This window comes from Stenotrophomonas sp. AC248, from assembly GCF_979258185.1.
In genome coordinates, this window is record NZ_OZ409840.1 from 1,173,929 (window position 1) to 1,199,417 (window position 25,489).

Annotated in this window: 23 protein-coding genes; 13 read left to right on the top strand and 10 right to left on the bottom strand. The window is 66.8% G+C overall.

What is annotated here, in order from left to right; all coding sequences use genetic code 11:
* Nucleotides 1-151 precede the first annotated feature (151 nt).
* The 3 genes from ACZ0AE_RS05430 (at nt 152) to ACZ0AE_RS05440 (ending at nt 2,345) form a co-directional block, all read left to right on the top strand.
* Nucleotides 152-1,267, top strand: a complete 1,116-nt coding sequence (locus ACZ0AE_RS05430) for a PAAR domain-containing protein (protein ID WP_463600566.1) — start codon at nt 152-154, stop codon at nt 1,265-1,267.
* Nucleotides 1,252-1,755: a hypothetical protein gene (locus ACZ0AE_RS05435; protein ID WP_038689760.1), complete on the top strand. Its 504-nt coding sequence runs from the start codon at nt 1,252-1,254 to the stop codon at nt 1,753-1,755. Before ACZ0AE_RS05430 ends, ACZ0AE_RS05435 begins: the two co-directional genes overlap by 16 nt.
* A gap of 80 nt (nt 1,756-1,835) precedes the next feature.
* A complete protein-coding gene (locus ACZ0AE_RS05440) occupies nt 1,836-2,345 on the top strand; it encodes a hypothetical protein (protein ID WP_463600567.1) in 510 nt (169 codons plus the stop codon).
* A 45-nt stretch (nt 2,346-2,390) separates the two neighbouring features.
* On the opposite strand, the gene ACZ0AE_RS05445 is transcribed toward ACZ0AE_RS05440, so the two are convergent.
* Both ACZ0AE_RS05445 and ACZ0AE_RS05450 read right to left on the bottom strand, forming a co-directional pair.
* Nucleotides 2,391-2,975, bottom strand: coding sequence for a hypothetical protein (locus ACZ0AE_RS05445; protein ID WP_038689755.1), 585 nt, complete (start codon nt 2,973-2,975; stop codon nt 2,391-2,393).
* A gap of 311 nt (nt 2,976-3,286) precedes the next feature.
* Complete coding sequence (locus ACZ0AE_RS05450; protein WP_038689753.1) at nt 3,287-4,192, bottom strand: LysR family transcriptional regulator ArgP; 906 nt, start codon at nt 4,190-4,192, stop codon at nt 3,287-3,289.
* Nucleotides 4,193-4,327: 135 nt separating this feature from the next.
* On the opposite strand from ACZ0AE_RS05450, the gene ACZ0AE_RS05455 reads away from it, so the two are divergent.
* Together ACZ0AE_RS05455 and ACZ0AE_RS05460 are read left to right on the top strand one after the other, a co-directional pair.
* Entirely contained in the window at nt 4,328-4,963 is a 636-nt protein-coding gene (locus tag ACZ0AE_RS05455) for a LysE/ArgO family amino acid transporter (RefSeq protein ID WP_038689752.1), read from the top strand.
* 668 nt (nt 4,964-5,631) lie between these two features.
* Nucleotides 5,632-7,605, top strand: a complete 1,974-nt coding sequence (locus ACZ0AE_RS05460) for an alpha/beta hydrolase family protein (protein WP_463600568.1) — start codon at nt 5,632-5,634, stop codon at nt 7,603-7,605.
* 70 nt (nt 7,606-7,675) lie between these two features.
* Here the strand turns inward: ACZ0AE_RS05460 and ACZ0AE_RS05465 are convergent, their stop codons facing one another.
* Both ACZ0AE_RS05465 and ACZ0AE_RS05470 read right to left on the bottom strand, forming a co-directional pair.
* Nucleotides 7,676-9,451 (bottom strand): peptide MFS transporter, encoded by a 1,776-nt coding sequence (locus tag ACZ0AE_RS05465; RefSeq protein ID WP_463600569.1) that lies wholly within the window; start codon nt 9,449-9,451, stop codon nt 7,676-7,678.
* Between the two features lie 202 nt (nt 9,452-9,653).
* Nucleotides 9,654-10,805, bottom strand: a complete 1,152-nt coding sequence (locus ACZ0AE_RS05470) for an acetyltransferase domain-containing protein (protein ID WP_463600570.1) — start codon at nt 10,803-10,805, stop codon at nt 9,654-9,656.
* Between the two features lie 223 nt (nt 10,806-11,028).
* Here ACZ0AE_RS05470 and ACZ0AE_RS05475 point away from each other — a divergent pair, with 223 nt between their 5' ends.
* The 3 genes from ACZ0AE_RS05475 to ACZ0AE_RS05485 all read left to right on the top strand — a co-directional run bounded on the left by ACZ0AE_RS05475 (nt 11,029) and on the right by ACZ0AE_RS05485 (nt 16,747).
* Nucleotides 11,029-12,999 (top strand): OPT family oligopeptide transporter, encoded by a 1,971-nt coding sequence (locus tag ACZ0AE_RS05475; RefSeq protein WP_463600571.1) that lies wholly within the window; start codon nt 11,029-11,031, stop codon nt 12,997-12,999.
* A 136-nt stretch (nt 13,000-13,135) separates the two neighbouring features.
* Nucleotides 13,136-15,199, top strand: a complete 2,064-nt coding sequence (locus ACZ0AE_RS05480; RefSeq protein ID WP_463600572.1) for a dipeptidyl-peptidase 5 — start codon at nt 13,136-13,138, stop codon at nt 15,197-15,199.
* Nucleotides 15,200-15,502: 303 nt separating this feature from the next.
* A complete protein-coding gene (locus ACZ0AE_RS05485; protein ID WP_463600573.1) occupies nt 15,503-16,747 on the top strand; it encodes a DUF819 family protein in 1,245 nt (414 codons plus the stop codon).
* Nucleotides 16,748-16,867: 120 nt separating this feature from the next.
* On the opposite strand, the gene ACZ0AE_RS05490 is transcribed toward ACZ0AE_RS05485, so the two are convergent.
* The 5 genes from ACZ0AE_RS05490 to ACZ0AE_RS05510 are packed head-to-tail and all read right to left on the bottom strand — an operon-like array spanning nt 16,868 to nt 19,911.
* Nucleotides 16,868-17,353, bottom strand: a complete 486-nt coding sequence (locus ACZ0AE_RS05490) for a hypothetical protein (protein WP_447592491.1) — start codon at nt 17,351-17,353, stop codon at nt 16,868-16,870.
* A gap of 45 nt (nt 17,354-17,398) precedes the next feature.
* Nucleotides 17,399-17,659 carry a cell division topological specificity factor MinE gene (gene minE / locus ACZ0AE_RS05495; RefSeq protein WP_017355894.1) on the bottom strand — a complete coding sequence of 87 codons (261 nt, stop codon included), beginning with the start codon at nt 17,657-17,659 and terminating at the stop codon, nt 17,399-17,401.
* A gap of 2 nt (nt 17,660-17,661) precedes the next feature.
* Nucleotides 17,662-18,471 (bottom strand): septum site-determining protein MinD, encoded by an 810-nt coding sequence (gene minD, locus ACZ0AE_RS05500; protein ID WP_038689737.1) that lies wholly within the window; start codon nt 18,469-18,471, stop codon nt 17,662-17,664.
* A 35-nt stretch (nt 18,472-18,506) separates the two neighbouring features.
* The gene (gene minC, locus ACZ0AE_RS05505; protein ID WP_463600574.1) at nt 18,507-19,301 is read right to left on the bottom strand and encodes a septum site-determining protein MinC; all 795 of its coding nucleotides are present in this window, start codon (nt 19,299-19,301) and stop codon (nt 18,507-18,509) included.
* A 13-nt stretch (nt 19,302-19,314) separates the two neighbouring features.
* A complete protein-coding gene (locus tag ACZ0AE_RS05510) occupies nt 19,315-19,911 on the bottom strand; it encodes a GNAT family N-acetyltransferase (protein ID WP_038689735.1) in 597 nt (198 codons plus the stop codon).
* Between the two features lie 137 nt (nt 19,912-20,048).
* Between ACZ0AE_RS05510 and ACZ0AE_RS05515 the strand changes: the two genes are divergently transcribed.
* The 5 genes from ACZ0AE_RS05515 (at nt 20,049) to ACZ0AE_RS05535 (ending at nt 24,436) form a co-directional block, all read left to right on the top strand.
* On the top strand, nt 20,049-21,239 hold the full coding sequence (locus ACZ0AE_RS05515) for a sensor histidine kinase (RefSeq protein ID WP_038689733.1): 1,191 nt from the start codon (nt 20,049-20,051) through the stop codon (nt 21,237-21,239).
* Between the two features lie 11 nt (nt 21,240-21,250).
* Complete coding sequence (locus tag ACZ0AE_RS05520; RefSeq protein WP_038689731.1) at nt 21,251-21,892, top strand: response regulator; 642 nt, start codon at nt 21,251-21,253, stop codon at nt 21,890-21,892.
* A 315-nt stretch (nt 21,893-22,207) separates the two neighbouring features.
* Nucleotides 22,208-23,287: a polyketide cyclase gene (locus tag ACZ0AE_RS05525; RefSeq protein WP_038689730.1), complete on the top strand. Its 1,080-nt coding sequence runs from the start codon at nt 22,208-22,210 to the stop codon at nt 23,285-23,287.
* A 101-nt stretch (nt 23,288-23,388) separates the two neighbouring features.
* Nucleotides 23,389-23,760 carry a DUF423 domain-containing protein gene (locus ACZ0AE_RS05530; protein WP_038689728.1) on the top strand — a complete coding sequence of 124 codons (372 nt, stop codon included), beginning with the start codon at nt 23,389-23,391 and terminating at the stop codon, nt 23,758-23,760.
* A gap of 1 nt (nt 23,761) precedes the next feature.
* Nucleotides 23,762-24,436 carry a DNA-3-methyladenine glycosylase family protein gene (locus ACZ0AE_RS05535; RefSeq protein ID WP_448133229.1) on the top strand — a complete coding sequence of 225 codons (675 nt, stop codon included), beginning with the start codon at nt 23,762-23,764 and terminating at the stop codon, nt 24,434-24,436.
* 229 nt (nt 24,437-24,665) lie between these two features.
* Here the strand turns inward: ACZ0AE_RS05535 and ACZ0AE_RS05540 are convergent, their stop codons facing one another.
* A complete protein-coding gene (locus tag ACZ0AE_RS05540; protein ID WP_463600575.1) occupies nt 24,666-25,484 on the bottom strand; it encodes a M15 family metallopeptidase in 819 nt (272 codons plus the stop codon).
* Nucleotides 25,485-25,489: the final 5 nt, after the last annotated feature.

The following is a 25,489-nucleotide window of genomic DNA, read 5'->3' on the forward strand; positions in this document are numbered from 1 at the left end:
TGAAGACGGGCTCAAAGCGGCTTCCTGGCACGGATTTTAGCCCTTTTTGGTACGGATTTGGTGCAACGCAGCATCCGACGGGGTGCCGGTGGCAGGGAGTCTCCGGTTAAACTGACAAGGCTGAATACGTCGAAATAAAGATAGGTACGCAATGGCAAGGATGCTGGTCGTGGTCGGTGACCACCTCCATCTGGGCGGTACGGTAGTAGCCGGTTCCCCGTTCACGGATATCGACGGGCGCGCCGTCGCCCGGGTCAACGACCCGGTGGTCTGCAAGGTGCATGGCCCCGGGGTGATCGCCAGCGGCGACGCCACTCTCATCATTGACGGCAACCCGGTGGCCCGCCACGGCGACAAGGCCAGCTGCGGCTGTACGCTGCTGGCTGGCCAGCAGGCGATGGTCAGCGTGGATGCCGGTGGCAGCGGGGGGGCCAAGGGCAGCAGTGGCGGCGCAGGCAAGGCGGCGGTGATCGCTGCGGCGGTGTCGCTGGCCGGGGCGGTGCTGAAACAGACCGCCGCCGCGTCGCCGCCGTCGCAGACCCCGCCGCCGCAGTGCTGGCTGCGCGACCATGAAGCGCAGATCGCGGTGGATGCCGATGGCCGCTATTTCGAAACCCTCGACCCGCAGGGCACCAAGTACGAAGGCCCGTTCCCGGTGTCCTACCACATTGCCGTGCCGGCCAAATCCGGTGGCGATGTGGTGGTGTCGATCAAGGCACGCGTCACCGCGCTGGCCGGGGTCACGCCGGGCGACGTCACCACGGCCAAACTGCGCATGATGGAAGGCGTGGCCAGCCACTGGAACGGCAAGTTCACCCTGGCGGTGAACGACCCGCAGTGCGGCACGCGGTCCTTCCCGATCCGCTACGAGATCCAGTGGGTCGATGCCGGGCAGGATTACACACTGCTGCTGCACAAGGACTACGATCGCGAAATGGTCGATCCGCCCACGGTCTACGTTGCCACCACCACCGACGGGTGGACCTACGCGCACGAGTTCGCCCACTGCCTGGGCCTGCCCGACGAGTATTCGGAGAACGAAGACGACGCCCCGGACACCGTGCGCTACATACGCCCGGATGGCAGTGTCGATCCGGCCACGGTGGAGGCGCTGGCGTTCCGCGACAGCACCGATGCGCTGGCCACCATCATGTCCACCTACCATGCCACCCGTACCCACCCCAGGCACGCCTGGAACATAGGTCGCGAGGTGCAGGAACTACTCCGCCGCGACCTTGGCCGGGAGATAACATGCACCGTTTCCTGATTCCGCTGATTGCCCTGTTTGCCGCCTCACCCACGTTTGCCCAGACCCCGGAACCCGCCCCCATGATCGAACTCCACGCCCGCTGCATCGATGATGCCCAGTGCCGTTTCCTTGGCGATGACGTGCGTGTCGAGCTGGAGCTGCGCAACAGCGGCCGCAACAACGTGTCGCTGCCCGTGGCCTTCCTGCGCAAGCGCGGCCCGGCCGTGCGCCTGGTGGACCGCCATTCGGGCAAGGAAAAGCAGTTGCGGCGCAATCCTGTCGACGGCCTGATGCTCAAGGACCTGGAGACGCTGGCCCCGGGCCAGTCGGTGCGCTTCACCTGGCCGATCACCCCGAAGGAAATCACCGACTTCGCACTGCGCCCGATCGATCTGGACGCGGTGTTCGGTTTGAACATCACGCCCGAGCGCAAGGGCGCAGACGCCACCATCATCCGCGCCAAACTGCACATCGTGGACGGCCGGGTGGGCGAGGGCGCGCGCTGAGGCGCGCCGTTCCCGGCGACATGACGGCGCTGCCAGGTACATCCACTGCCGCGGTCGACCGGCCCGGGAAGAATCGGGTGATGGACAAGCGATATCCGATGCGCTGGTGCAGGGCGCTGTTCCTGCTGGCCTTGGTGTCTCTCCCTCACCTGTCGGTATCGGCAGGTGAGGCCGAAGCGTCCGTTGAACTGCATGCGCGCTGCCTGGATGCCCGCTGCCGCTTCTCCGACGGCAGGCTCGATGTCGAACTGGAGATACGCAATACGGGATCAGAACCGGTCGTCCTGCCCTTGGAGTACTACCAACGCCGTGGGCCGACAATCACCTTTGTGGACAACCACTCTGGAAAGCGCATTCGGAATCGGATGGGACCTCCCAATTCCCGGCTTCTTGATCACCTGCAGGTGATCGAACCTGCGCAATCCCGACGGTTGCGCTGGATACTGATGCAGCATGACATCGGCCAGCAGCCCGGTCAGCCGGCTGACGTCACGGTGGAATTCGGGTACAGCGTGCAACCATGGCGAGGCGCAGAAGCTCAGATGATTCGTACCACGCTCCGGGTCGGCGCAGACCCGGGTACCGATTAGACGCAGCCTGTTCCCACGCCGTATCCACGCTTCCTCCAGGCGCGCTCAATCGCTCCCCAGCGTGAAGTACTCCGCTGCGAAATACCCGCACTGGTAACCCAGCGCCGCCAGTGCCAGCCACAGGTGGCCCCGCCGGGTTTTCATCGCCATACCCAACGCGGCGATGGCCAGCATCAGCACGGTATGCACCCAGTACGCCTGGCCCAGCATCTGCCAGCGGCTGTGGCCTTTGATCGCGGTGTCCACCAGGTCCAGCACGGTGATCAGCGCCAGCACCCCGAAGAATCCGCCGCGCCGCTGCAGCAGGTAGTTTTCCAGGCTGCCGAACTCGCGCACGTCGTCGGGGAACAGCAGGGTGCACAACATGAACCACGAGGCGCAGTAGCCGATGACGAACAGGTAGGTCTCGACGTTCCAGTGCCGCACCTCGCCCAGGCGGAACTCCCACCACCAGAAGGTGACCACCGACACCAGCGCCCACACTACCCAGCACAGGTGGATCCACGACCAGCCACGTCGTTTCGGGTGCTCGATGATCGAGGCCAGCCCGCGCAGCAGGGTGGTGATGCTCAGGCCCAGGATGATGCTGAGCACCACCCGGATATGCAGGTAGACCGGATCGCTGTCCATTGAGGCCCCCGTGGCTGGATTGCGCTGATGCTGCGCTGGGCGGGGTGGTCGGGTCGTGTAGGGCTTGGGTACGGCCCTGGTCAGGCAGCCGACCAACGGTCGGCTCTACCGCGGGGTGTGAACGGTGGATTTGTGCAGCCGACCAACGGTCGGCTCTACCGCGGGGTGTGAACGGTGGATTTGTGCAGCCGACCAACGGTCGGCTCTACCGGGGGTGTGAACGGTGATTTGTGCAGCCGACCAGCGGTCGGCGTTGCACGGGGGCGTTGGATTTCTGCAGCCGGCCAGCGGTCGGCGTTACGGGCTGGCGGTTATCGCTTCTTTCTTACCAGCGCCGCCGAGGCGGCCAGCACGGCCCGGGTGAGCAGGGCCATTGTCTGCACATCGCCCTTCCAGTGCTGCCAGTACAGCGGCACGTCTTCCCACGCGCGCTGCTTCATGTAGACCAGTCGGCCAGCTTCCAGGTGGCGCTTGACCAGCGGCAGCGGGTTCATGGTCCAGCCCAGCCCGCCCAGGTTGGCCTGCACGAAGGCGCGGGTGGAGGGAATCCACCAGGTCGGCGCGGTCAGCGGCAGGTCCTCGCCGGCCAGACGCCGGGCGAAGCGCGCCTGCAGGTCGTCCTTGCGGTTGAACACCAGCACCGGGGCCTGTGCCAGCGACTGCGCGTTGACCCCCTTGGAGAAGTGCCTTTCGTGGAACGCCGGGGTGCAGGTGGCGGCATAGCGGATGCTGCCCAGCGCGTGGATCTGGCAGCCCTGCACCGGCTCATCCAGCGTGGTAACCGCGCCCAGCACCGCGCCCTGGCGCAGCAGCGCCACGGTGTGGTCCTGGTCTTCCAGGCGCAGGTCCAGGGTGGTCCCGGTCTGCGAGGCGAAGCTGCGCGCCGCCTCGGGGAACCAGGTTTCCAGGCTGTCGTGGTTCACCGCCACCGGGATGCTGGCCTGCGGCAGGTCTTCGTCGGCCAGGCCCATCCGGTGCAGGGCGTCGTGCTCGAGCAGGGCGGTCTGCTCGGCCAGCTGCACCAGCACCTGGCCCTCGGGGGTGGCCACGGCCGGCGAAGACCGCTTGACCAGCAGCCGTCCCACCCGGTCTTCCAGTGCCTTGATCCGCTGCGAAACCGCGGAGGAGGTGACATTGAGCGACTGCGCGGCGCGCTCGAAGCTGCCCTCGCGGACCACGGCGGCAAGGGCGCGAAGCTGGGCATGGTCGATCCGCATGGTCTTAAGCCTGGCTAATGGTGGTTAAGCAAGTTTAGCTCTACTTTTCCATGTTGCGGCGCGACAATATGCGCCATCCGGTGCTGTACGCCTTGGCGAGGCACCGCCCCCACAAGCAAGACAAGGCGGTATCCCATGTTCTCCTTCATCTCCGGCGGCCCCGGTCTGGCCGCGTGGTTCAGTGGTGCGGCAACCGGCATCGGCCTGTTCGCGGTGGTGGGTGCACAGAGCGCCTTCATCCTGCGCCAGGGCATCCTGCGCAAGCACATCGTGCCGGTGGTGGCCACCTGTGCGGCCATCGATGGCATCTTCATCTTCGCCAGCGTGGCCGGCCTGCGCACGCTGACCCAGGCGCTGCCGTGGCTGACCACCGTGGTGCTGTGGGGCGGCGTGGCCTTCCTGGCGTGGTACGCCTGGCAGTCGGCGCGGCGCGCGCTGGCCGGTGGCGGCGGCATGCACGTGGACGACGGCGACAGCACGTCGCGCCGCGCGGTGCTGATGTCGGCGGTCGGCTTCTCGCTGATCAACCCGCATTTCTGGCTCGACATGATGGTCATTGGCGGCATCGCCGAAAACTTCGGCAATGCGCGCATGGCCTTCGCGGCCGGCGTGTTCACCGCCAGCTGCCTGTGGCTGACCGCCCAGGGCCTGGGCGCGCGCCTGCTGGCCCCGCTGTTCACCAAGCCGAAGACCTGGCGCATCCTCGACGGCACCATCGCAGTGATCCTGTCGATCCTCGCCTTGACCCTCGCGTTCCGCGGCATGCATTGAACTCTCTCCTCAATGTATTCCTGGAGTGGCACCGCTTGCGGTGCCATTTTTTTTGCTTCTTCGTCCATATGCGGTGCAAGCAAAAACGTGCCTTGACGCTTTCCAAGCGCAGCCGTCGGCGGCTCGGGCGCTGGGCCCCCATGCCCTTTCCGGCGAATGTCCTCCGGCGTCGGCCTGCGGCCGCCACCTCCTCCTTTATTTCGCCTCCAAGGGCATGGGGGCCCAGCGCCCGACCCACCGCCCAGCGTCAAAGAAGCGTGGCGTCCACCTGCGCACCGCAAGCCGAGCCCCGGAGCAGCCGGTAGGCTCCTGGGCAAAATAAAGGAGGAGGCCGCCCCGCGGCCGGGGGACATTTGCGCCAGGGGCCTACCGGCTGCTACGGGGCCCTCACGCTCGCGACCAGCCTGATCGGAGACGCCAGCCGATCCAAGCCTGCACACCCGACAACCCGCGTAGCGTCGTGCTTACGCTGCGACGGCCTTGCTGCAAGACACTCCCCTCAGATGGGCGAAGAACTGTTTTTTTGTCCCCATTCGAAGGGAGAAGCACCATCCTCCCGGGGCAAGAGCGACACCGCCTGCCGGAATTGACGCTCACTGGCACCCGCGCGGCGCTTACGCCTAGAATCGGCCACCCGGACAAGGTGTCCGGACGTACAGGGGATAAGGATGCGCACGACGACGTGGGTGGCGTTGATCGCCATGGGGATGCTGGCCGGGCAGGCCAGCGCAGTGGATCTGGAGCACTACCTCAAGCGTGACCAGTTCACCGATATCAAGATCTCGCCCGATGGCGAGTACTACGCGGCCACCGTGCCGATGGAAGACCGCACCGCACTGGCCATCCTGCGCCGCACCGACGGCAAGATCGTCGGCTCGTTCGTGCCGCCGCCCAAGAACCATGCCACCGAGTTCGACTGGGTCAACCGCGAGCGCGTCCTGATCGGCCTGGCCGAGAAAATGGGCTCGCTGGACCAGCCGCGCCTCACCGGCGAGCTGTACGCCATGAACGCCGACGGTGGCCGTGGCGAACTGCTGGTCGGCTATCGCGTGGAAGGCAGCGGCCCCGGCACGCGCATCCAGCCCAAGAAAGTCGAAACCGTTGCCGCCTTCATGTTCGATGAGCTGGCCCAGGACGACCGCAACGTGCTGGTCTCGATCTGGCCGTTCGCCGAAGACCCCTTCACCCGCGTTGATCGCCTCGACGTACAGAGCGGGCGTCGCACCACCATCGCCCGCTCGCCGGTGCGGCGCGCCGACTTCACCAGCGACAACGCTGGCCAGGTGCGGTTCGCCCACGGCGCCGGTGCCGACAACGTCAACAAGCTGTACTACCGCGAAGCCAGTGGCGACACCTGGAAGCTGGTCAACGACGAAGCGGTCAATGGCCGGATCGAACAGGCGATCGGCTTCTCGGCCGACAACAGCCTGGCCTACTTCACCAGCGAACAGGACAAGGGCCCCGACGTGATCGTGTCGTGGGACCCGGCCACCGGCAAGCGCACCCCGCTGCTGCGCGACCCGCAGGTGGACCCGAGCCGGATCATCCGCCGCCCCGGCACCTCGATTCCAGTGGGCGCGTTGTACCTGGGCGACAAGCCGCGCACCCGCTTCTTTGATGAAACCTCGGCCGACGCGCGCCTGTACCGCAGCCTCGAAGCGGCGTTCGGTGGCGATGCCATCTACATCACCTCCAGCACCCGCGACGGCAAGCAGCTGCTGGTCCAAGCGTGGTCCGGACAGAACCCCGGCGACTTCTACATCTTCAACACCGACGCCAAGAAGGCCGAGCACCTGATCAGCCGTAGCAGCTGGGTCGACGCCACGATGTCGGCCAAGGTCACCCCGGTGGCATTCAAGGCGCGCGATGGCTTGGACATCAACGGGTTCCTCACCGTGCCCGCTGGCAAGGCCGGCGCCAAGCTGCCGCTGGTGGTGCTGCCGCATGGCGGCCCGTTCGGCATCTTCGATGACGGCAGCTATGACATCGAACCGCAGCTGCTGGCCGCGGCCGGGTATGCGGTGCTGCAGGTGAACTTCCGCGGCTCGGGCAACTTCGGGCGTGCGTACCGCTCGGCCGGTGCGCGCCAGTGGGGCGGGGCCATGCAGGACGATGTCACCGACGCCACCCGCTGGGCGATCGCCCAGGGCCATGCCGACCCCGCGCGCATCTGCATCTACGGCGCCAGCTACGGCGGCTACGCCGCGTTGATGGGGGCGGCCAAGGAGCCGGCGCTGTACAAGTGCGCGGCCGGCTATGTGGGCGTATACGACCTGCCGATGATGTTCACCAATGGCGACATCCAGAGCCAGGGCTCGGGCGAAACCTACCTGAAGGAATGGCTGGGCAACCCGCAGCAGCTGGGCGCGATGTCACCGGTCAACCTGGCCGCGCAGATCAAGGTGCCGGTGTTCCTGGCGGCCGGCGGCGAAGACAAGCGCGCGCCGATCCAGCACACCAAGCGCATGGAAGCGGCCTTGAACAAGGCTGGTGTGCCGGTGGAATCGCTGTACTACCCGACCGAAGGTCATGGCTTCTACACCGACCCGCACCGCCGCGAGTACTACACCAAGCTGCTGGCGTTCCTGTCCCGGCACCTGGGCGGAGAAACGGCCGCTGCCAGCAAGCCGGCCCAGCCCTGAGCCGACGCACAGCGCAGACACAACAACGGCACCGCGAGGTGCCGTTGTTGTTGATGGCCCCGCACGCGGCTTACTTCACCCCGTGCATCATCTTCTTCAGCAGCGGCGAGCAGGCCAGGGCCACCGCCGCGCAGCCCAGGCCGATCCACATCAGCAGCCAGAACAGGTGTTCGTAGCTGGCGGCGGCGCTGGCGATGTTCATCGTCTGGCCTTCGGGCACTTCGATCGCGGCCAGCTTGCCGAACAGCGCGGCCAGCGTTTCGGAGAACGCCGTGGCCAGGAACCAAGTGCCCATCATCAGGCTGACCACGCGCGGTGCGGCCAGCTGGGTCACCGCCGACAGACCCACCGGCGACAGGCACATCTCGCCGATCTCCAGGATCAGGTAGGCCAGCACAAGCCACCATACGCTGGCCATCTGCCCGGTCGCGCCCACCTGCTGCGCAGCCAGTGCCAACGGCACGAACGACAGCGCGGCGAAGATCAGCCCGAACGACGACTTCACCGGCTTGGACGGGTCCAGCCGACGCCGGTCCAGCCAGGCCCACAACGTGGCGAACAAGGGCGCCAACACCACCAGGAACAACCCGCCCAGGTAGGTCAGCGAACCGGCGGTCTGCGGAATCACCAGACAGTCGCGGACCAGCATCACCAGCATCAGCACGACGATGCCGACGAACAGGTTGCGCGGAGCCGTCGAGCCGGGGTTGCGCTCGGACAGCCGTGCCGCCACCACGAAGCCCAGCGGCGCCAGCAGCAGCGAGGCGATCGACCACGGCAGCGGCGTGCCGCCCTGGATCACCAGCGACGGCACCAGGTCCTTGGTCAGCAGGCGGTCGGTGAAGGTCACCCACGAACCGTAGGTCTGCTCATACAGGGTGAAGAACACCAGCGCCATGAAGATCAGCGCCATCAGCGCGATCATCTGCTGGCGCTGCACCGGCGTGCAGCGGGTGCCGGTGAACCAGGCGAACCACACCAGCACGCCGCCCAGCACCACGATCATCAACATCAGCGCCAGGCTGATTTCACCGCCCAGCGCGAACGCGCCATTGGCAGCGGCCCACATCAGCGCTGCCACCGGCACCACCCCGAGCACGGCCACCGCATAGATCAGCCATTCGCGGCGGATGCCCAGCACGCGCTGGCGCAGGGCGGGCACGTCGGTGGGCTCGGCGTGGCCCTGCAGGTACTTCTGGCCCCACAGGAACATGCCCAGGCCGATCACCATGCCGATCCCGGCGGCACCGAAGCCGTACTTCCAGCCGTAGGCCTCGCCAAGGAAGCCACACACCAGCGAGGCGAACAGCGCCCCCAGGTTGATGCCGGCATAGAACAGCGAGAAGCCCGAATCGCGGCGCGGATCGTTTTCCGGGTACAGCTTGCCGACGATGGTGGAGATATTGGGCTTGAGGAAGCCCACGCCCATGATGATCAGCGCCAGCGACAGGTAGGTGATGCCCAGCGCGGCATCATCGCGCACCACCTGGCCGTCGATGCGGGTGGCCGCGTGGCCTTCAAAAGCCATGCCCAGGTGCCCCAGCACCAGCAGCACGCCGCCGAACACCACCGCCTTGCGCATGCCCAGCCAGCGGTCGGCCAGCAGGCCGCCGAACACCGGAATGCAGTACACCAGCCCGCCATACGCCCCCAGCAGGTCCAGCCCGGCCTTGTCGCCGAACAGGTGGTACTTGGTGAGGTACAGCAACAGCAGCGCCTTCATGCCGTAGAACGAGAACCGCTCCCACATCTCGGTGAAGAAGCAGACGTAGACGCCCTTGGGATGGCCGAGGAAGTCGTCGGTAGCGGTGGACGTGGCGGAGGCGGGCAGGGCGGCTGCGGTCATCGAGGGATCGGGCAGGGCGGACAAGGGGGCGAGTATAGGCCCGGGGCGAAGGGACAGCCGTGCCACATCTGGCCGCTCCGCCGTCGTGGTGTCGGCCGCTCCGCTCCCGCAGTGCCGGGCGCTCCGCTCTCGTACTGCCGGCCGCTCCATTGTCGTAGTGCCGGCCGCTGGCCGGCAGCCTCACCATCCCGGCATCGCGCGCTTACAGATAGCGAAGCCAGGCCAGATCCCGCCGCCGCGCCTTGAACCGCGCGAATGTTCTGGTCGGCCAGTACAGCGCCAGTGCCAGCGCCGCGGTGATCACCCACAGGCTCGCCACGTGGTCCACGGCGAAATACGCGCCGTGGGTGTGCCCCCAGCGGGCTTCGGCCAGCACATACAGCAGCTTCAGCACGTACAGGTGCAGCAGGTAGAAGAACATCGGTGCCGCGCCGATGTCGGCCAGCGGCGCCAGCGCCCGGGCCACGCGCGGCTGCTCGTACAGGCGCAGTAACAGCAGGCCGATGCCCAGGGTCAGCAGCAGGAACAGCAGCGAAGGCGGGTACTTGGTGACATTGAAGATGCTCATCAGCGTGCTGCCCACTGTGGCGAAGGACTGCCACGGGCTGTCCCCGTAGAGGTTTACTGCCCGCAGGATGACGAACGCCAGCAGCGCACCGGCGCCGGCCATCCACAGGCGACGCTGGCGCAGGAGGGCATCGCCGCCGCGCGCGAACCACGGGCCGATCACCCAACCCAGCGCAATGACGCCGATCCACGGCAGCACCGGGTAGGAGGTGCGCAGGCGCAGCCCGTCGGTCACGGCGATCCAGTCGCGCTGGTGCAGCACCTTCCACAGCACGGCCAGCGCCCCGTCGCCCTGCACGCGGACGCCATCGAGCAGGTTGTGGCCGGCGATCACGGCCAGCGCCAGCACCGCCAGTGCGCCGCGTGGCAGCCACAGCAGCCCGGCCAGCGCGATCATGCTGATACCGATCGCCCAGATCACCTGCAGGTACATCACGCTGGGCGGGAACTGCAGCGTCCACGCGAAGTTGACCACCAGCAGTTCCAACGCCACCAGGAACAGGCCGCGCTTGAGCAGGAAGGCCGACGCGGCCCGGCGCCCATCCGGCTTGCCATTGGCGTACAACCAGGCCGACAGGCCGGTGAGCAGCACGAACACCGGGGCACACAGGTGCGCCAGCAACCGGCTGACGAACAGTGCCGGCTCGACCTGGTCCACCGCCATCGGGTCGCCGACCTGCTGGTGCATATGGAAGGTTTCGCGCACGTGGTCGAGCAGCATCAGCACGATGACGGTGCCACGCAGCTGGTCGATGGAGGTCAGGCGGGAGGTGGGGGGATACGTCACAGCAGCGCCAGTTGCTCGGTGCGATAGGATATAACATAACTAAAGTGGGCGGGCCCGGCCGTGGACGTTGCCGAGTCCGGCGTGTCGCGGCTGCGGCGGCACGCGTAGGTCAACGGGGGCCTGGATCGGGTGGTGCAAGGTTGCCGGCCAGCGGCCGGCACTACTGGACTTGCCCGTACATGAACGCTAGCGTGGCAGGGATTTTTTGCCATCAGGGGCATCCATGAACAACGACGCTGCGCCCAAGCAGCTCACCCTCCGCGCGGTGGTGCTTGCCATCGTGCTGGCGGTGGTGCTGTCGGCCGCCAACGCCTATCTCGGTCTGTTCGCAGGCCTGACCATCGCCACCGCGATTCCCGCGGCCGTCATCTCCATGGGCGTGCTGCGCCTGCTGGGCGGTGGCACCATCCTTGAAAACAACATCGTCCAGACCGGCGCTTCGGCCGGCTCGTCGATCGCCGCCGGTGTCATCTTCACCATCCCCGCGCTGGTGATCATGGGCTACTGGCCGGACTTCAAGTATTGGTGGGTGCTGGGCATCGCCGGCCTCGGTGGCCTGCTGGGCGTGCTGTTCTCGGTGCCGCTGCGGCGTTCGATGATCGTCGAAGACCCGCTGCCCTTCCCGGAAGGCAAGGCGGCCGCCGAAGTGCTCAAGGCCGGTGAAAACCCCGGCCCGGGCCTGAAGATCCTGGCCGTGTCGGCCGTGATCGGTGCGTTCGTGAAGGTCGCTGCCGCCAGCGGCATGCGCCTGATTCCCGATGCCTGGGCGCAGTCGGCCTACATCGGCAGTTCCAAGATCACCGCCTTCATCGGCACCAACCTGTCGCCGGCGCTGCTGGGCGTGGGCTACATCGTCGGCCTCAACGTCGGCATCGTGGTGGTGTCCGGCTCGATCCTGTCCTGGCACATCGCCATTCCGCTGTACCAGGCGTTCTTCATGGACAGCGACCCGGCGCTGGCCGCCTCGATCGTCAGTGCGTCCTCCACCGATGCGGCCTTTGCGATCTGGAGCGCCAAGATGCGTTACCTCGGCGTCGGCGCGATGCTGATCGGCGGCGTGTGGACCCTGATTTCGCTGCGCAAGTCACTGCTCAGCGGCGTCAAGAGCGGCTTTGCCGCCGCGCGCAAGAGTGGCGGTCCGGCCCTGGCCGAGACCGAGCGCGACCTGCCCATGAAGTGGATGCTGGTGGCGCTGGTGGTGTTCACCCTGCCGCTGCTGGCGCTGTACCAGGCCATCGTGGGCCAGTGGCACGTGTCGATCCCGATGACCATCATCATGATCGTCGCCGGCTTCCTGTTCGTCTCGGTGTCGGCCTACCTGGCCGGCCTGATCGGCTCGTCCAACAACCCGGTCTCGGGCATCACCATCTCCACCATCCTGTTTGCCTCGGCCGTGCTGGTAGTGCTGCTGGGCAAGAGCGGCCTGACCCCGGTCGGCGTGGGCGGTGCCCCGCTGGGTGCGGTGGCGGCCATCATGATCGGCGCGGTGGTGTGCTGCGCCGCTGCGGTCGGCGGTGACAACCTGCAGGACCTCAAGGCCGGCTACATCGTCGGTGCGACCCCGTGGAAGCAGCAGTTGATGCTGGGCATCGGTGCGTTCTCGTGCGCATTGATCATGGCGCCGGTGCTGAACCTGCTGGCCACCGCGTACGGCATCGGTGCGCCGACCGCCGCGCACCCCAACGCGCTGGCGGCGCCGCAGGCCAACCTGATGGCCTCGGTGGCCAAGGGTCTGTTCGGTGGCCAGTTGCCGTGGACCTTCATCGCCATCGGTGCGGGCATCGGTGCGCTGATCATCGCCTTCGATGGCTGGCTGAAGTCGCGCGGTTCCCGTTTCCGCGTGCCGGTGCTGGCCGCGGCGATCGGCATCTACCTGCCGCTGGAGCTGATGGTGCCCATCTTCCTGGGCGGCCTGATCTCCTACCTGGTCGAGCGCTTCCACAAGGTGCGTGCCGAGGACGAAGAAGGCCGCGACTGCGTGCACAAGCCGGGCGTGCTGTTCGCCGCCGGCCTGATCACCGGTGAAGCGCTGATGGGTATCGCCATTGCGATCCCGATCGTGCTCAGCGGCCGCGCCGATGTGCTGGCCTTGCCGTTCGCCCTGCCGGGTGCCGACTGGATCGGCCTGGCCGTGCTGTTCCTGGTGGGCTGGCTGATCTACCGCACCGGCAAGCGGTCCGGCGGCAAGGTCTGACCGACCTGGTCTGATGCCCGACAAACCCCGCCCCGGCGGGGTTTGTCGTTTCCGGGCAGCGCCATGACCGATGGCCTTTGCAAGGGCCACCCCCTCGGCCCTACCATCGGCGTTTTGCCGTTCCGCGGAGAACCCGATGAAACTTCGTTACGCCCTGCTGCCGTTGTGCCTGCTGACCGCGCTGCCGTCGCTGGCCGCCACGCGTGGCCTGGATGTGCGCGACATGATCGCGCTGGATCGGGTTTCGGCCCCGCTGCTCACCGCCGACGGTGGCAACGTGGTGTTCGCCAAGCGCGTGGTCGGCGCCGACAGCAAGGCCAGCACCGGCCTGTTCATCCGCAACCTGCGCACCCGCGATGCCGCTCCGCCCAAGCCGCTCACCCCGGCCGGCTGGAACGTCAACTCGGCCGCGCTGTCGGCCGACGGCCAGAGCGTGTACTTCCTGAGCGCCAAGGGCGGCAGCCAGCAGCTGTACGTGCAGCCGATCAGCGGCGGCACCCCGCGCCAGCTGACCGATTTCCCGGTCGACGTGGACGGCTTCCACATCTCCCCGCAGGGCGACCGCGTGGTGTTCAGCAGTGGCGTGTTCCAGGCCTGTGGTTCGGACCTGGCCTGCACCAGCAAGAAGCTGGACGCGCACAAGGCGCGCAAGAACACCGGCGAAGTGTTCGACAACCTGTTCGTGCGCCATTGGGACACCTGGAACGATGGTCGCCGCAACACCCTGTTCGTGGCCCCGCTGCCGGCCGCCAAGGGCGCGGCGGTGAAGGGCGCCTCGGCGATCAGCGCCACCCTGGATGGCGATGCGCCGTCCAAGCCGTTCGGCGGCAATGACGACTTTGCCTGGGCGCCGGACGGCAAGACCGTGGTGGCCTCCATCCGCGTGGCCGGCAAGCAGGAACCGTGGTCGACCAACTTCGACCTGTACCAGCTGGATGTGGACGGCAAGCAGGCGCCGGTCAACCTGACCGCCGCCAACCCGGCCTGGGATGCCGGCCCGGTGTTCAGCGCCGACGGCAAGACCCTGTACTACCGCGCCATGAAGCGCCCGGGCTTCGAAGCCGACCGCTTCGGCGTGATCGCGCTGGACCTGGCCACCGGCAAGGCCCGCGAGATTGCCCCGACCTGGGACCGCTCGGCCGGCGAGATCGTCCTGAGCGCCGACGGCAGCAGCTTCTACACCGCCGCCGATGACCTGGGCGAGCACCGCCTGTTCAACATCGACATCGCCAGCGGCAAGGCCACGGTCGTCGCCGAGGGCGGCAGCATCGGCTCGCCGGTGATTGCCGGCACCACCCTGGCGTACACGAAGAACAGCCTCAAGAGCGGTGACCAGATCGTGGTGGCCGGCGCCGACGGCAGCAGCCCGCGCGAGATCACCCCGAGCGCGGCGCAGATGCTGCCGGACGTGGCCTTCGGCGATTACGAGCAGTTCCAGTTCAAGGGCTGGAACAACGAAACCGTGCACGGTTACGTGGTCAAGCCGTACAACTACCAGGAAGGCAAAACCTACCCGGTGGCCTTCCTGATCCACGGCGGCCCGCAGGGCAGCTTCGGCAACGGCTGGAGCTACCGCTGGAACCCGCAGACCTATGCGGGCCAGGGCTACGCCGTGGTGATGATCGACTTCCATGGGTCCACCGGCTACGGCCAGGCGTTCACCGACGCAATCAGCCAGCACTGGGGCGACCGCCCGCTGGAAGACCTGCAGAAGGGCTGGGCCGCGGCGCAGAAGCAGTACGCCTTCCTCAACGGCGACAAGGCCTGTGCGCTCGGCGCCAGCTACGGCGGCTTCATGGTCAACTGGATCGCCGGGAACTGGAATGCGCCGTGGAAGTGCCTGGTCAACCATGACGGCGTGTTCGACCAGCGCATGATGGGCTACGCCACCGAAGAGCTGTGGTTCACCGAGTGGGAGCAGGGCGGCACGCCGTACCAGAAGGCGGCCAACTACGAGAAGTTCAACCCGGTCAACCACGTGTCCGACTGGAAGAAGCCGATCCTGATCATCCACGGCCAGCTCGACTACCGCATTCCGGTCGAACAGGGCCTGGCCGCGTTCACCGCAGCACAGCGCCAGGGCATCGAGTCCAAGTTCCTGTACTTCCCGGACGAGAACCACTGGGTGCTCAAGCCGCAGAACAGCGTGCAGTGGCACGACACCGTCAACGGCTGGCTGAAGCAGCACATCGGCGAATAAGCCGGATGGACGCGCCGCCCCATGGGGCGGCGCTTCTTCATGGCACCGGCTCTTGTTGGCCGCGGTATCACCGGTGATCGGCGGCTGTGCAACCGGCCATCGCCGGCGGTGCAACCGGTCATCGTCGGCGGTGTAACCGGTCATCGTCGGCGGTGTAACCGGTCATCGTCGGCGGTGTAACCGGTAGGGCCGACCGTTGGTCGGCTGCTCTTTTACGGCAGCCGACCAACGGTCGGCTCTACCGGTGATTGTTTTCCCGAAACGTGTGGAATCGCACGCCCCTCCTCCAGGTACTCCACACCCGTGAAAGCTCCCGCCCTGATCCAGAACGACATCGTCGTCTTCGGCCTGATCGCCGCCACCCTCGGCGCCGTGTTCTGGACCGCCTCGCGCGAGCAGGGGGTGTGGAAGCGCTTCTATACCGTCGTGCCGGCGTTGCTGCTGTGCTACCTGATCCCGGGCATCTACAACACGTTCGGGCTGATCGACGGCCAGAACACGCACCTGTACAACCCGATCGCCCGCGACATCCTGTTGCCGGCGGCGCTGGTGCTGCTCACCCTGGCGGTGGACATCAAGGGCATCCTGCGGCTCGGGCCGAAACTGATCGTGATGTACCTGGGCGCGTCCTTCAGCATCATGCTGGGTGCGGTGGTGGCGTTCCAGTTGATGAAGTGGCTGCACCCGGACACGGTGGCCGGCGACACGTGGGCCGGCATGGCGGCGCTGGCCGGCAGTTGGATCGGCGGCGGCGCGAACATGCTGGCGATGCGCGAGGTGTTCGACGTCAACGCCACCACGTTCGGCCAGTTCGCGGTGGTGGACGTGGGCGTGGGCTATGTGTGGATGGCGGCGCTGATTTTCCTGGCCGGGCGGTCGGCGAAAATCGATGCGCGCAGCGGGGCCGATACGTCGGGCATCGACGAGCTGAAGCTGCGTATCGAGAAGTTCCGCAGCGAGCATGAGCGGGTGGCGAGCCTGACCGATCTGATGCTGATCGTGGCAGTGGCCTTCGGCACGGTGGGGCTGTCGCACGCGATCGCAGGGCCGCTGTCGGCGTGGTTCAAGGGCCATGTGTCGTGGGCGTCGCAGTTCAGCCTGGACGCGCCGTTCGTGTGGGTGGTGGTGATTTCCACGACGTGCGGGTTGGCGTTGAGTTTCACGCGCGCGCGCAACCTGGAAGGGGCGGGGGCGTCGAAGCTGGGCTCGCTGCTGCTGTACTTCCTGATTGCCTGCATCGGGATGCAGATGGATCTGCTGGCGCTGCTGGACCGGCCGTGGCTGTTCCTGCTGGGCATCATCTGGATCGCGGTGCACATCGTGTTGCTGTGGGCATTGGCGCGGGTGCTGAAGGTGCCGTTCTTCTACTTCGCCATTGGTTCGCAGTCCAACATCGGCGGGCCGGCGTCTGCGCCTGTTGTTGCGGCGGCCTTCCATCCTTCGCTTGCGCCTGTTGGGGTGCTGCTGGGGACGATGGGGTATGCCACTGGGACGTATCTGGCCTACATCGTGGGCATCACCCTGCGCGCGATGGCGGGGCAGGGCTGATCCGGGTAGTGCCGGCCGCTGGCCGGCAATCTCCTGGACAAGTGACGCATCGCCTGGTTGCCGGCCAGCGGCCGGCACTACCGGGGATCAAGGCCGCCAGGAATGACCGCGCGTGCGGATTTACGCAGGAAGAAGGCCGCGTTCGAGCAACCACGCTTTGGCATCTTCCGCATCCTGCTCGAACCACGCCCGGGTGGAACCAAGGCGGTACGTATACCCCCACGCGTCCATGTCCAGCATCAGGCGGTCGCTGCCCACGCCGGGCAGTTGCCCGGCCAGCACGATCTGCAGGTAGCAGGTGGCGTCTTCTTCGGGGACCGAATCGGTGGCGTCGGTGTGCACCAGCGCGCGTCGCTCCGGTGGCAGCACGATCAGGTGGCAGGCCTCGTGCAGCATCGAGTGCACCGGCGTGTCGTCGCGCACGTACACATCGCTGCCGATGATGCCCGCCTCCGGCTCGCCCCAGTAACTGCCTGGAATCGGCGCGGCGGCGGCTACCCGGTGCAGCCGCAGGTCGTGCGCGGCAAGCAGGGCAACGGCATCATCAAAGTGGATATCGCCGACGCAGGTAACCTGCACATCGGCGGCGGCAACGTCGGTCGTCATGGCATGCATTCAACCGCCCCTCCCGTCGGGAAGGGGCGACAAGGCTCAGGGCTGCTGCGGGCCTTCCGGCAAGGCGACGGAAATATCGAGCACATCGTGCTCCCCGTCCTTCACCAGATCGACCTTCACCGCATCCGCGTCGATGTTCACGTACTTCTTGATCACTTCCAGCAGCTCACGCTGCAGAAGCGGCAGGTAGTCTGGGCCACCGCGATGGCTGCGCTCCTGCGCAATGATGATCTGCAGGCGGTTCTTCGCCGTTTCGGCCGTCGTCTTCTTCCGGTTCAGGAAATCGAACAGTCCCATGCTTACCCTCCGAACAGCTTGCTGAAGAAGCCTTTCTTCTCCACGGTGGTGAAGCGCATCGGACGCTCTTCGCCAAGAATGCGGCCAACCGCATCTTCATACGCCTGGCCCGCCGCCGATTCGGGGTCCAGGATCACCGGCTCGCCCTTGTTGGACGCATTGAGCACGTCGCCCGACTCGGGCACCACGCCAATGGCCTTCAGGCCCAGCACTTCCTCAACGTCGGTGATGCTCAGCATCTCGCCACTTTCCACCCGGGCCGGGCTGTAGCGCGTGAGCAACAGGAACGCCGGCACGTTCTGGCCCGATTCGGCCTTGTGCGTCTTCGAGTCCAGCAGCCCGATGATCCGGTCCGAGTCGCGTACCGACGACACTTCCGGGTTCACCACCACCACCGCACGGTCGGCGTAGTACATCGCCAGGAACGCACCCTTCTCGATACCGGCCGGCGAGTCGCAGATGATGTACTCGAAACCGTCCGCGGCCAGGTCCTTCAGCACCTTGCCCACGCCTTCCTGGGTAAGCGCATCCTTGTCGCGCGTCTGCGAGGCTGCCAGCACGTACAGGTTGTCGAAGCGCTTGTCCTTGATCAGCGACTGCTTGAGCGTCGCTTCGCCGTGCACCACGTTCACGAAGTCGTACACCACCCGGCGCTCGCACCCCATGATCAGATCCAGGTTGCGCAGGCCGACGTCGAAGTCGATCACCGCCACCTTCTTGCCGCGCCGCGCCAGGCCGCATGCCAGGCTGGCGCTGCTGGTGGTCTTGCCCACGCCGCCCTTGCCGGAAGTGACTACGATGATTTCAGCCAAAGGACTTCTCCTGATTCATATGGTTGGGCGCCGGATCAGTCCAGCGCCGCGATCTTGATCTGGTCCTGCTCCAGCCACACCTGCACGGCCTTGCCGCGCAGCGTGTCCGGAACATCGTCCAGTACCTTGTAATGGCCGGCAATGGCGACCAGTTCAGCATGGAATTCACGGCAGAAGATACGTGCCGTGGTGTTGCCTTGGGCACCGGCCAGGGCACGGCCCCGCAGCGTACCGTAGATATGGATGCTGCCATCGGCGATCACCTCGGCCCCGGCGCCCACCGTGGCCATCACCGTCAGGTCGCAGTTCTCTGCGTACAGCTGCTGGCCCGAGCGCACGTTGCTGGTCTGCATGCGGCCCGGCTGCGGTGCCTTGGCCGGGGTGGCAGGTACGGCGGCCGGCGTGGCCGCGCGTGCACGCCGTGCCGGTTCCGGCGCAGGCGCAGGCGCAGGGGCGGGGGCGGGCGGCGGCGGGGCGACCGGGACCGCGTCCAGCTCGGCGCGTTCGTACTGCGCGCGGAACTTGGCCAGCAACGGCAGCCCCAGCTGCTGCGAGAGCAGCTCGGTCTCGGTGGTGCCGTAGGCCAGCGCCACCGGCAGCACGCCGGCGCTGCGCAGCCCATCCAGCAGTGCCTTGGCCGTGGCCACGTCCGGGATCTGGCTGAGCCCGCCGAAATCCAGGATCACCGCGGCGCGCCCGAACAGCTTCGGCGCACGCGCCACGCGGTCGTGCATCTCGCGGGTGAGGCGTTCCACATCCAAGGTGCGGATGCGCAGGTTGGCAATCCCCACCTGGCCGATCTTCAGTTCACCGGCCTGTTCAAAATCCATGTTCGCCGCCACCTCAGGTCCCCGTCGGCCGGTGCGCACGCAGCGGCTCGCGACGATGGCCCACCCAGGGCACGTCGGGCAGCTGGTCGCCGTAGGTAGCGTGTACCCACTGGTAACTGCACAGGTCCTTGAGCAGCATGCTGGCGCGCACGTCGACGTGGGCCATGTTGTTCTGCCCGACCTCGCGGAAGCCGAAGCTGCCATGGAACAGCAGCGCCGCGTCGGCGCCGTGGTCCAGGAACACCTCGCAGGTCATCTGCGGGTAGCGCAGCTCGGCGTAGCTCTGTGCATCGGCATAGAACGCACGGCCGACGCCACCGCCGCGACGGCGGCTGGCGACCACGATGCGGTCGATATAGAAGAATTTGCTGTCCAGCTGCTGCTGGAACCAGGCGAAGTTGCTGCTGTCGTGCTGGCTGTCGCTGCCGAAGCCGATCAAAAAGCCGGCCAGGTTGCCGTCGCGCTCGGCGACGCGGAAATACTCAGCGGTTTCATAGAACAGGCGCAGGCGGGCGGCATCCAGCGGCAGGATGGCCAGGCCGGCGTTGTTGTTCAGGGCCAGGACGGAATCGAGCTCGTGCTCGCGCACGTCGCGGATGACAATCGACATTGTGACTCCGTGGGGTAACGCGGTTGGTCCATCAAGGGACCCTCATCGGATTATTGCACGGGTGGCGGGCCCGGGCGAATCGCCGCCCATGACTTATGTGGGAGTGCAGGGGCGCAGGTTCAGCCTAAGATGCGTCCATGTTGGGATACCTGAGCCAAACCCGAGTACTGCGACTGGCCGGCCTGTTCACCTGGGTCATGGTCGGCCTGCCCGTGGTCTATTCCCAATACGAGTCGCTGCTGCGCCACCGTGGCGACGGCCTGGACAGCTGGGCGGTCTGGCTGTTCACCGCCTACCTCACCTTCGGCGCCTGCTACTTCTGGCTGACCCGCGGCCTGCGCGATGGCGGCGGCCATTCGGCCTGGTACGACCGGGTGGTGCTGCTGCTGCTCACCACCTCGGCGCTGGGCGTGAGCTACCTGAGCGGGTCGGGCCTGGGCAGCATCCTGATGATGGTGGCCGCCGGGGTCATCCCCTGGATGCTGCAGGTGCGCGGCGGGGTCCTGTGGCTGTTGCTCAGCCAGCTGGCGGTGCTGCCGGTGTACTACCTGATCCTGCGCATGCCGCTGTTCGAGGCGCTGATGCAGTCGCTGCTGTATGGCGGGTTCTCCATGTTCATCTTCGTGACCAGCCTGGTCGCGCGGCAGCAGACCGACGCCCGTGAAGAACAGCGCCGGCTCAACACGGAGCTGCGTGCCACCCGCGTGCTGCTGGCCGAGAGCGCCCGGGTCAACGAGCGCACCCGCATCTCGCGGGAACTGCACGACCTGCTGGGCCACCACCTCACCGCGCTCAGCCTGAACCTGGAAGTGGCCGGCCACCTCACCGACGGCCAGGCCCAGGAGCATGTGCACCAGGCCCATACCCTGGCCAAGCTGCTGCTCACCGACGTGCGCGAGGCGGTCAGCCAGATCCGCGACAGTGGCGCCATCGACCTGGCCGCCGCGCTGCGCCCGCTCACCGAACAGGTGCCGTCGCTGGCCATCCACCTGGACATCGCCGAACCGCTGAACGTCGAAGACCCCGAGCGCGCCCATGTGCTGCTGCGCTGCACCCAGGAAATCATCACCAACGCGGTGCGCCACGCCAACGCGCGCAACCTGTGGATCCAGGTCCGGCGCGAAAGTGGCGGCGAAGTGGTCATTCAGGCGCATGATGACGGGGTGGGCGCGGACGGCATCGTGGTCGGCAATGGCCTGCGCGGCATGCGTGAACGCTTGTATCAATGTGGCGGTGAGCTGCAGATTGAAACCCGCCGGGGTCAGGGCTTCCGCCTGCGCGCCTCGGTTCCCGGCGCGCCAGTGCTGATGCTGGCCCCCGTTACTTGAGGAGTTCGTTGATGATTCGCGTCTGCCTGGTCGACGACCAAACCCTGGTGCGGCAGGGGATCCGCTCGCTGTTGGCGCTCGACGACGGGATAGAAGTGGTCGCCGAGGCCGCCGACGGCCGCCAGGCGGTCGAGGTGGTCCCGCAGATCCGTCCGGACGTGGTGCTGATGGACATGCGCATGCCGGTGATGTCCGGGCTGGAGGCGCTGCAGATGCTGTCCCGGCTGGGCCAGCTGCCGCCGACCATCATCCTGACCACCTTCGACGACGACCAGCTGGTGCTGGCCGGGCTCAAGGCCGGTGCCAAGGGCTACCTGCTCAAGGACGTCACCCTGGAACAGCTGGTGGGCGCGATCCGCACCGTGGCAGACGGCGGTTCGCTGGTGCAGCCGGCGGTGACCCAGCGGCTGCTGTCCGGGCTGGAGCACATGCGCAATGAGTTCGTCAGCCTGGACCGGCCGGACCCGCTGACCGACCGCGAGACCGAGATCCTGCGGCTGATGGCCAGCGGTTTCTCCAACAAGGAGATCGCCAATTCACTGGGCGTGGCCGAGGGCACGATCAAGAACCACGTGTCCAACATCCTGTCCAAGCTGGGCGTCCGCGACCGCACCCGCGCGGTATTGAAGGCCTTCGAGCTGCAACTGGTCTGAGACCGCGCCAGGGCCACCGGCGAGCCGTTGCCGGTGGTCTTTGTGCAATATCCTGAATATGCGCCGGATCCCTTGTGCCACAAGGGCTGCGCGCCGAGAAACGGCCCATTCGGCCGAATCCGGCAAAGAAATATTCCCGAACCGCTACGTGCTGACACGCGCGATACGTTATCGTTCCGCTCCTTGTCTATGCAAAACCGCTGCCGGCATGGAAACCGGTGCGCCAATCCTGATCTACAACACCCGCGAAGCCTGCTAGGATTGGCGCTTCGCTTCAATCAACCCGGCCGTGGGATCGGCCCCGGAGACTTCTGAATGACCCGTATTATCGAGTTCCTGATCGCCTTGGGGATCGTGGCTGGCCTGTTCGTCATCATTGGCGTATGTCTGCCGGGCGAGCGCCATATTTCCGAAAGCATCGAGACCAACCGCAAGATGACGATCGTGTTCGACACGGTCAACAGCCTGCGCCGCTTCAAGGACTGGAACCCGCTCGTACTGCGCGATCCCGCCGTTGAACTGAAGCTCTCCGGCCCTGCTGCCGGCGTTGGCGCACGTCTGGATTATTCTTCCAAGGAAAGCTCGTTGGGCCAGGGCAGCTGGGAGATCACCGAGTCGGAGAAGAACAAGCTGGTGTCCATCGCCATCGAGGACCCGACCAAGGGCCACGACAAGAAGACCAGCTTCACCCTGGAGCCGACCGGCAAGGGTGGCCGCAACGTCAAGATCACCCAGGACTACAGCATCAAGTACGGCTTCAACCTGTTTGGCCGTTACGCGGGTCTGTATGTCAGCCGTCACGTCGGTGACGACCTGAAGCTGGGTCTGTCGCGCATGGCCAACATGCTGGCCACCGTGCCCAACATCGACTACCGCACCGCCGAAGCCCCGCTGACCGATCTGGCCATCGTGGACGTCCCGGTTGAAGACCTGCTGGTGGTCACCGCCGGCAACGTCGATCGCGGCCAGGAGACCATCACCAAGTCCATCAAGGACAACCAGGAGTGGATCAAGCGCGTGATGGAGGCCAATGACCTCGAAGCCGCCGGTCCGTTCCGCATCATCACCACCGATTTCGGCGCCGAGAAGTACGCCTTCGACGTGGCCCAGCCGGTCAAGAAGAAGGGCACCCAGGGTGCTGCTGCTGATGCCCTGACCGTCAAGATCGACGCCGGTGCCCCGGTGAAGTACGTGCACGTCGCTCCGCACCGTTCGGCCCACGCGGCCTACACCGGCCACATGGCTGGCCTGGACATCGCCCGCAACGCCCTGCGTGCGTGGTCGGTGACCAACGGCAACGAAGTGATCGACCGTCCGTACGAGTCCTGGAAGGACGGCGTGGACAAGTCGTTCACGCCGGAAGGCACGTACGACATCTACTGGGCCGTCAAGTAATCCGACGGTCACCGGTGATGTAACGCACGACGAAAAACGCGCCGCTTCCTGCGGCGCGTTTTTTTGCTCCGCCCGCGGAGCATTCATCGAAGGATGCCCGCATGCTCAACCTGGAACGACGCGCACGCAAACCCTCCCTGCTGGCCTGCTTCGGCGGCCTGCTGGCCGCCACCGCCGTGGGCCTGTCGGCCTACGCCTCACATGGCATCGCCGACCCGTTGGCACAGTCGCACGTGACCACCGCCGCGCTGTATGCGTTCGGCCACGGGGTGGCCCTGGCGGTCCTCGGGCCCACCCAGCAGAACAGCCTCGGCAAGCTGGCGCTGTATGTGCTGCTGATCGGCACGCTGCTGTTCTCCGGCAGCCTGGTGGCTGGGGCGTTGTGGAAGCTCAGTACGCAGTTGGCGCCGGTCGGCGGCACCGCACTGATGCTGGGCTGGCTGGCGTACGGCCTGAACGCGCTGCGCCGCTGACATGCCACGCTTCGCTCGCGGCTTCGACGTAGCGGAGGCACACGCCTGGCTGAGCCGACGCGACCGCCGCCTGGGCACGTGGATGAAACGGCTGGGTCCGATTGATGCCCAGCCCGGCTGGGCCAAGCGCTTCGACCCGGTCGATGCGCTGGCGCGCGCGATCCTGTTCCAGCAGCTCAGCGGCAAGGCCGCCTCGACCATCGTAGGGCGGGTAGAGGTAGCCATTGGCAGCCAGCGCCTGCATGCCGATACGCTGGGCCGCATCGACGACGCCGCGTTGCGCACCTGCGGGGTATCGGGCAACAAGGCACTGGCGCTGCGCGACCTGGCCCGGCGCGAAGCCGACGGCCAGATTCCCGACCTGCGCCGGATGTCGGTGATGGGGCACGACGCGATCATCGACGCGCTGGTGCCGATCCGCGGCATCGGCCGCTGGACTGTGGAAATGATGCTGATGTTCCGCCTGGGCCGCCCGGACATCCTGCCCATCGACGACCTGGGCATCCGCAAGGGCGCCCAGCGCGTGGACAAGGCCGAGACCATGCCCACCCCGAAGGAACTGCAGGCGCGCGGCGAGAAGTGGGGCCCGTACCGCACCTACGCCAGCCTGTACCTGTGGCGCATCGCCGATTTCAGCGCGGACGCCAAAGAAACAACCAACCGCTCGCAGGACTAGACCAACCGGTAGTGCCGGGCTCTGCCCGGCAACGCAAGATCCCGTAGCGCCGGGCTCTGCCCGGCAACGCAACCTCGTAGTGCCGGGCGCTGCCCGGCAACGCCACGCCAGCAAAAAAGCAGCCGGGCAGAGCCCGGCTCTACGCGGGAACGCCATCCCAGCCCAAGTGCAGCCGGGCAGAGCCCGGCGCTACGCGGCCATGCCAGCCCAGCGCAGCCGGGCATACGACTCAGCCCACCGGGCTTCCAGCACGCCAGCACCAGTGCCAAGGCTCGTAAACGATGCCGTGCGTGTTGTCGCGCGGGTAGCTCAGCTGGAAGCCGAACCGCCCCGCATTGTCCTGCAGCCACGCAAACGCGGCGGTGTGTTCGAAACTCTCTTCGGCCGGCGGTTCGCCGGGCGTGCCGATATCCAGCGCGAAACCGCTGTGGTGTTCGCTGTAGCCGGGGGCGGCATTGACCTGGAGGATGTCGGCCACGGCCAGCCCGCGCGCGCGCTTGCGCTCGAAAATGCCCAGTTGATAGGCATGGCTGCGGTAACCGGAGATCGCATCCAGCGCGACGCCCTCGGCGGCGGCCGCCAGCTGCAGGCGCTGCCAGCCGCGTGCGGCAGATCGGCGCAACCACAGGGGGCGCCGGTAGCGATCGAACCCAGCCAGGTGCAGCTGCGCCGGCTCGGCCTCCAGCGCCAGCCCGGTAGCGGCTTCATAGCCGTCTGCATCGATCTCCAGCTGCGCCAGCCGCTGCTGCAGGCCGCTCAGTGGCAGCAGCGTGCTGTCGGCCGCCGCGCGACGGGCAGGGGCCAGCGCCTGCTGGTCCAGCGCGTCGAGCGCGGCTTCAATCCCGTCCTCACGCATCAGGCGCGGCACCAGGGGCAGCACGCCGTGTGCGGTGGCAACAGCGAGATAGCGGCCATCGCGCTTGCGCCGCAGTACCCAGCGCGCCTGGGCCAGCGCGCGCGCGTCGGCGTTGCTGCGTGCGCGCAGCAGGCCGCCGGGCCACAGTTCGATGTCGGCGGTGTTGATCAGCAGGGCAGGGGCGCGGCGCATGCGAC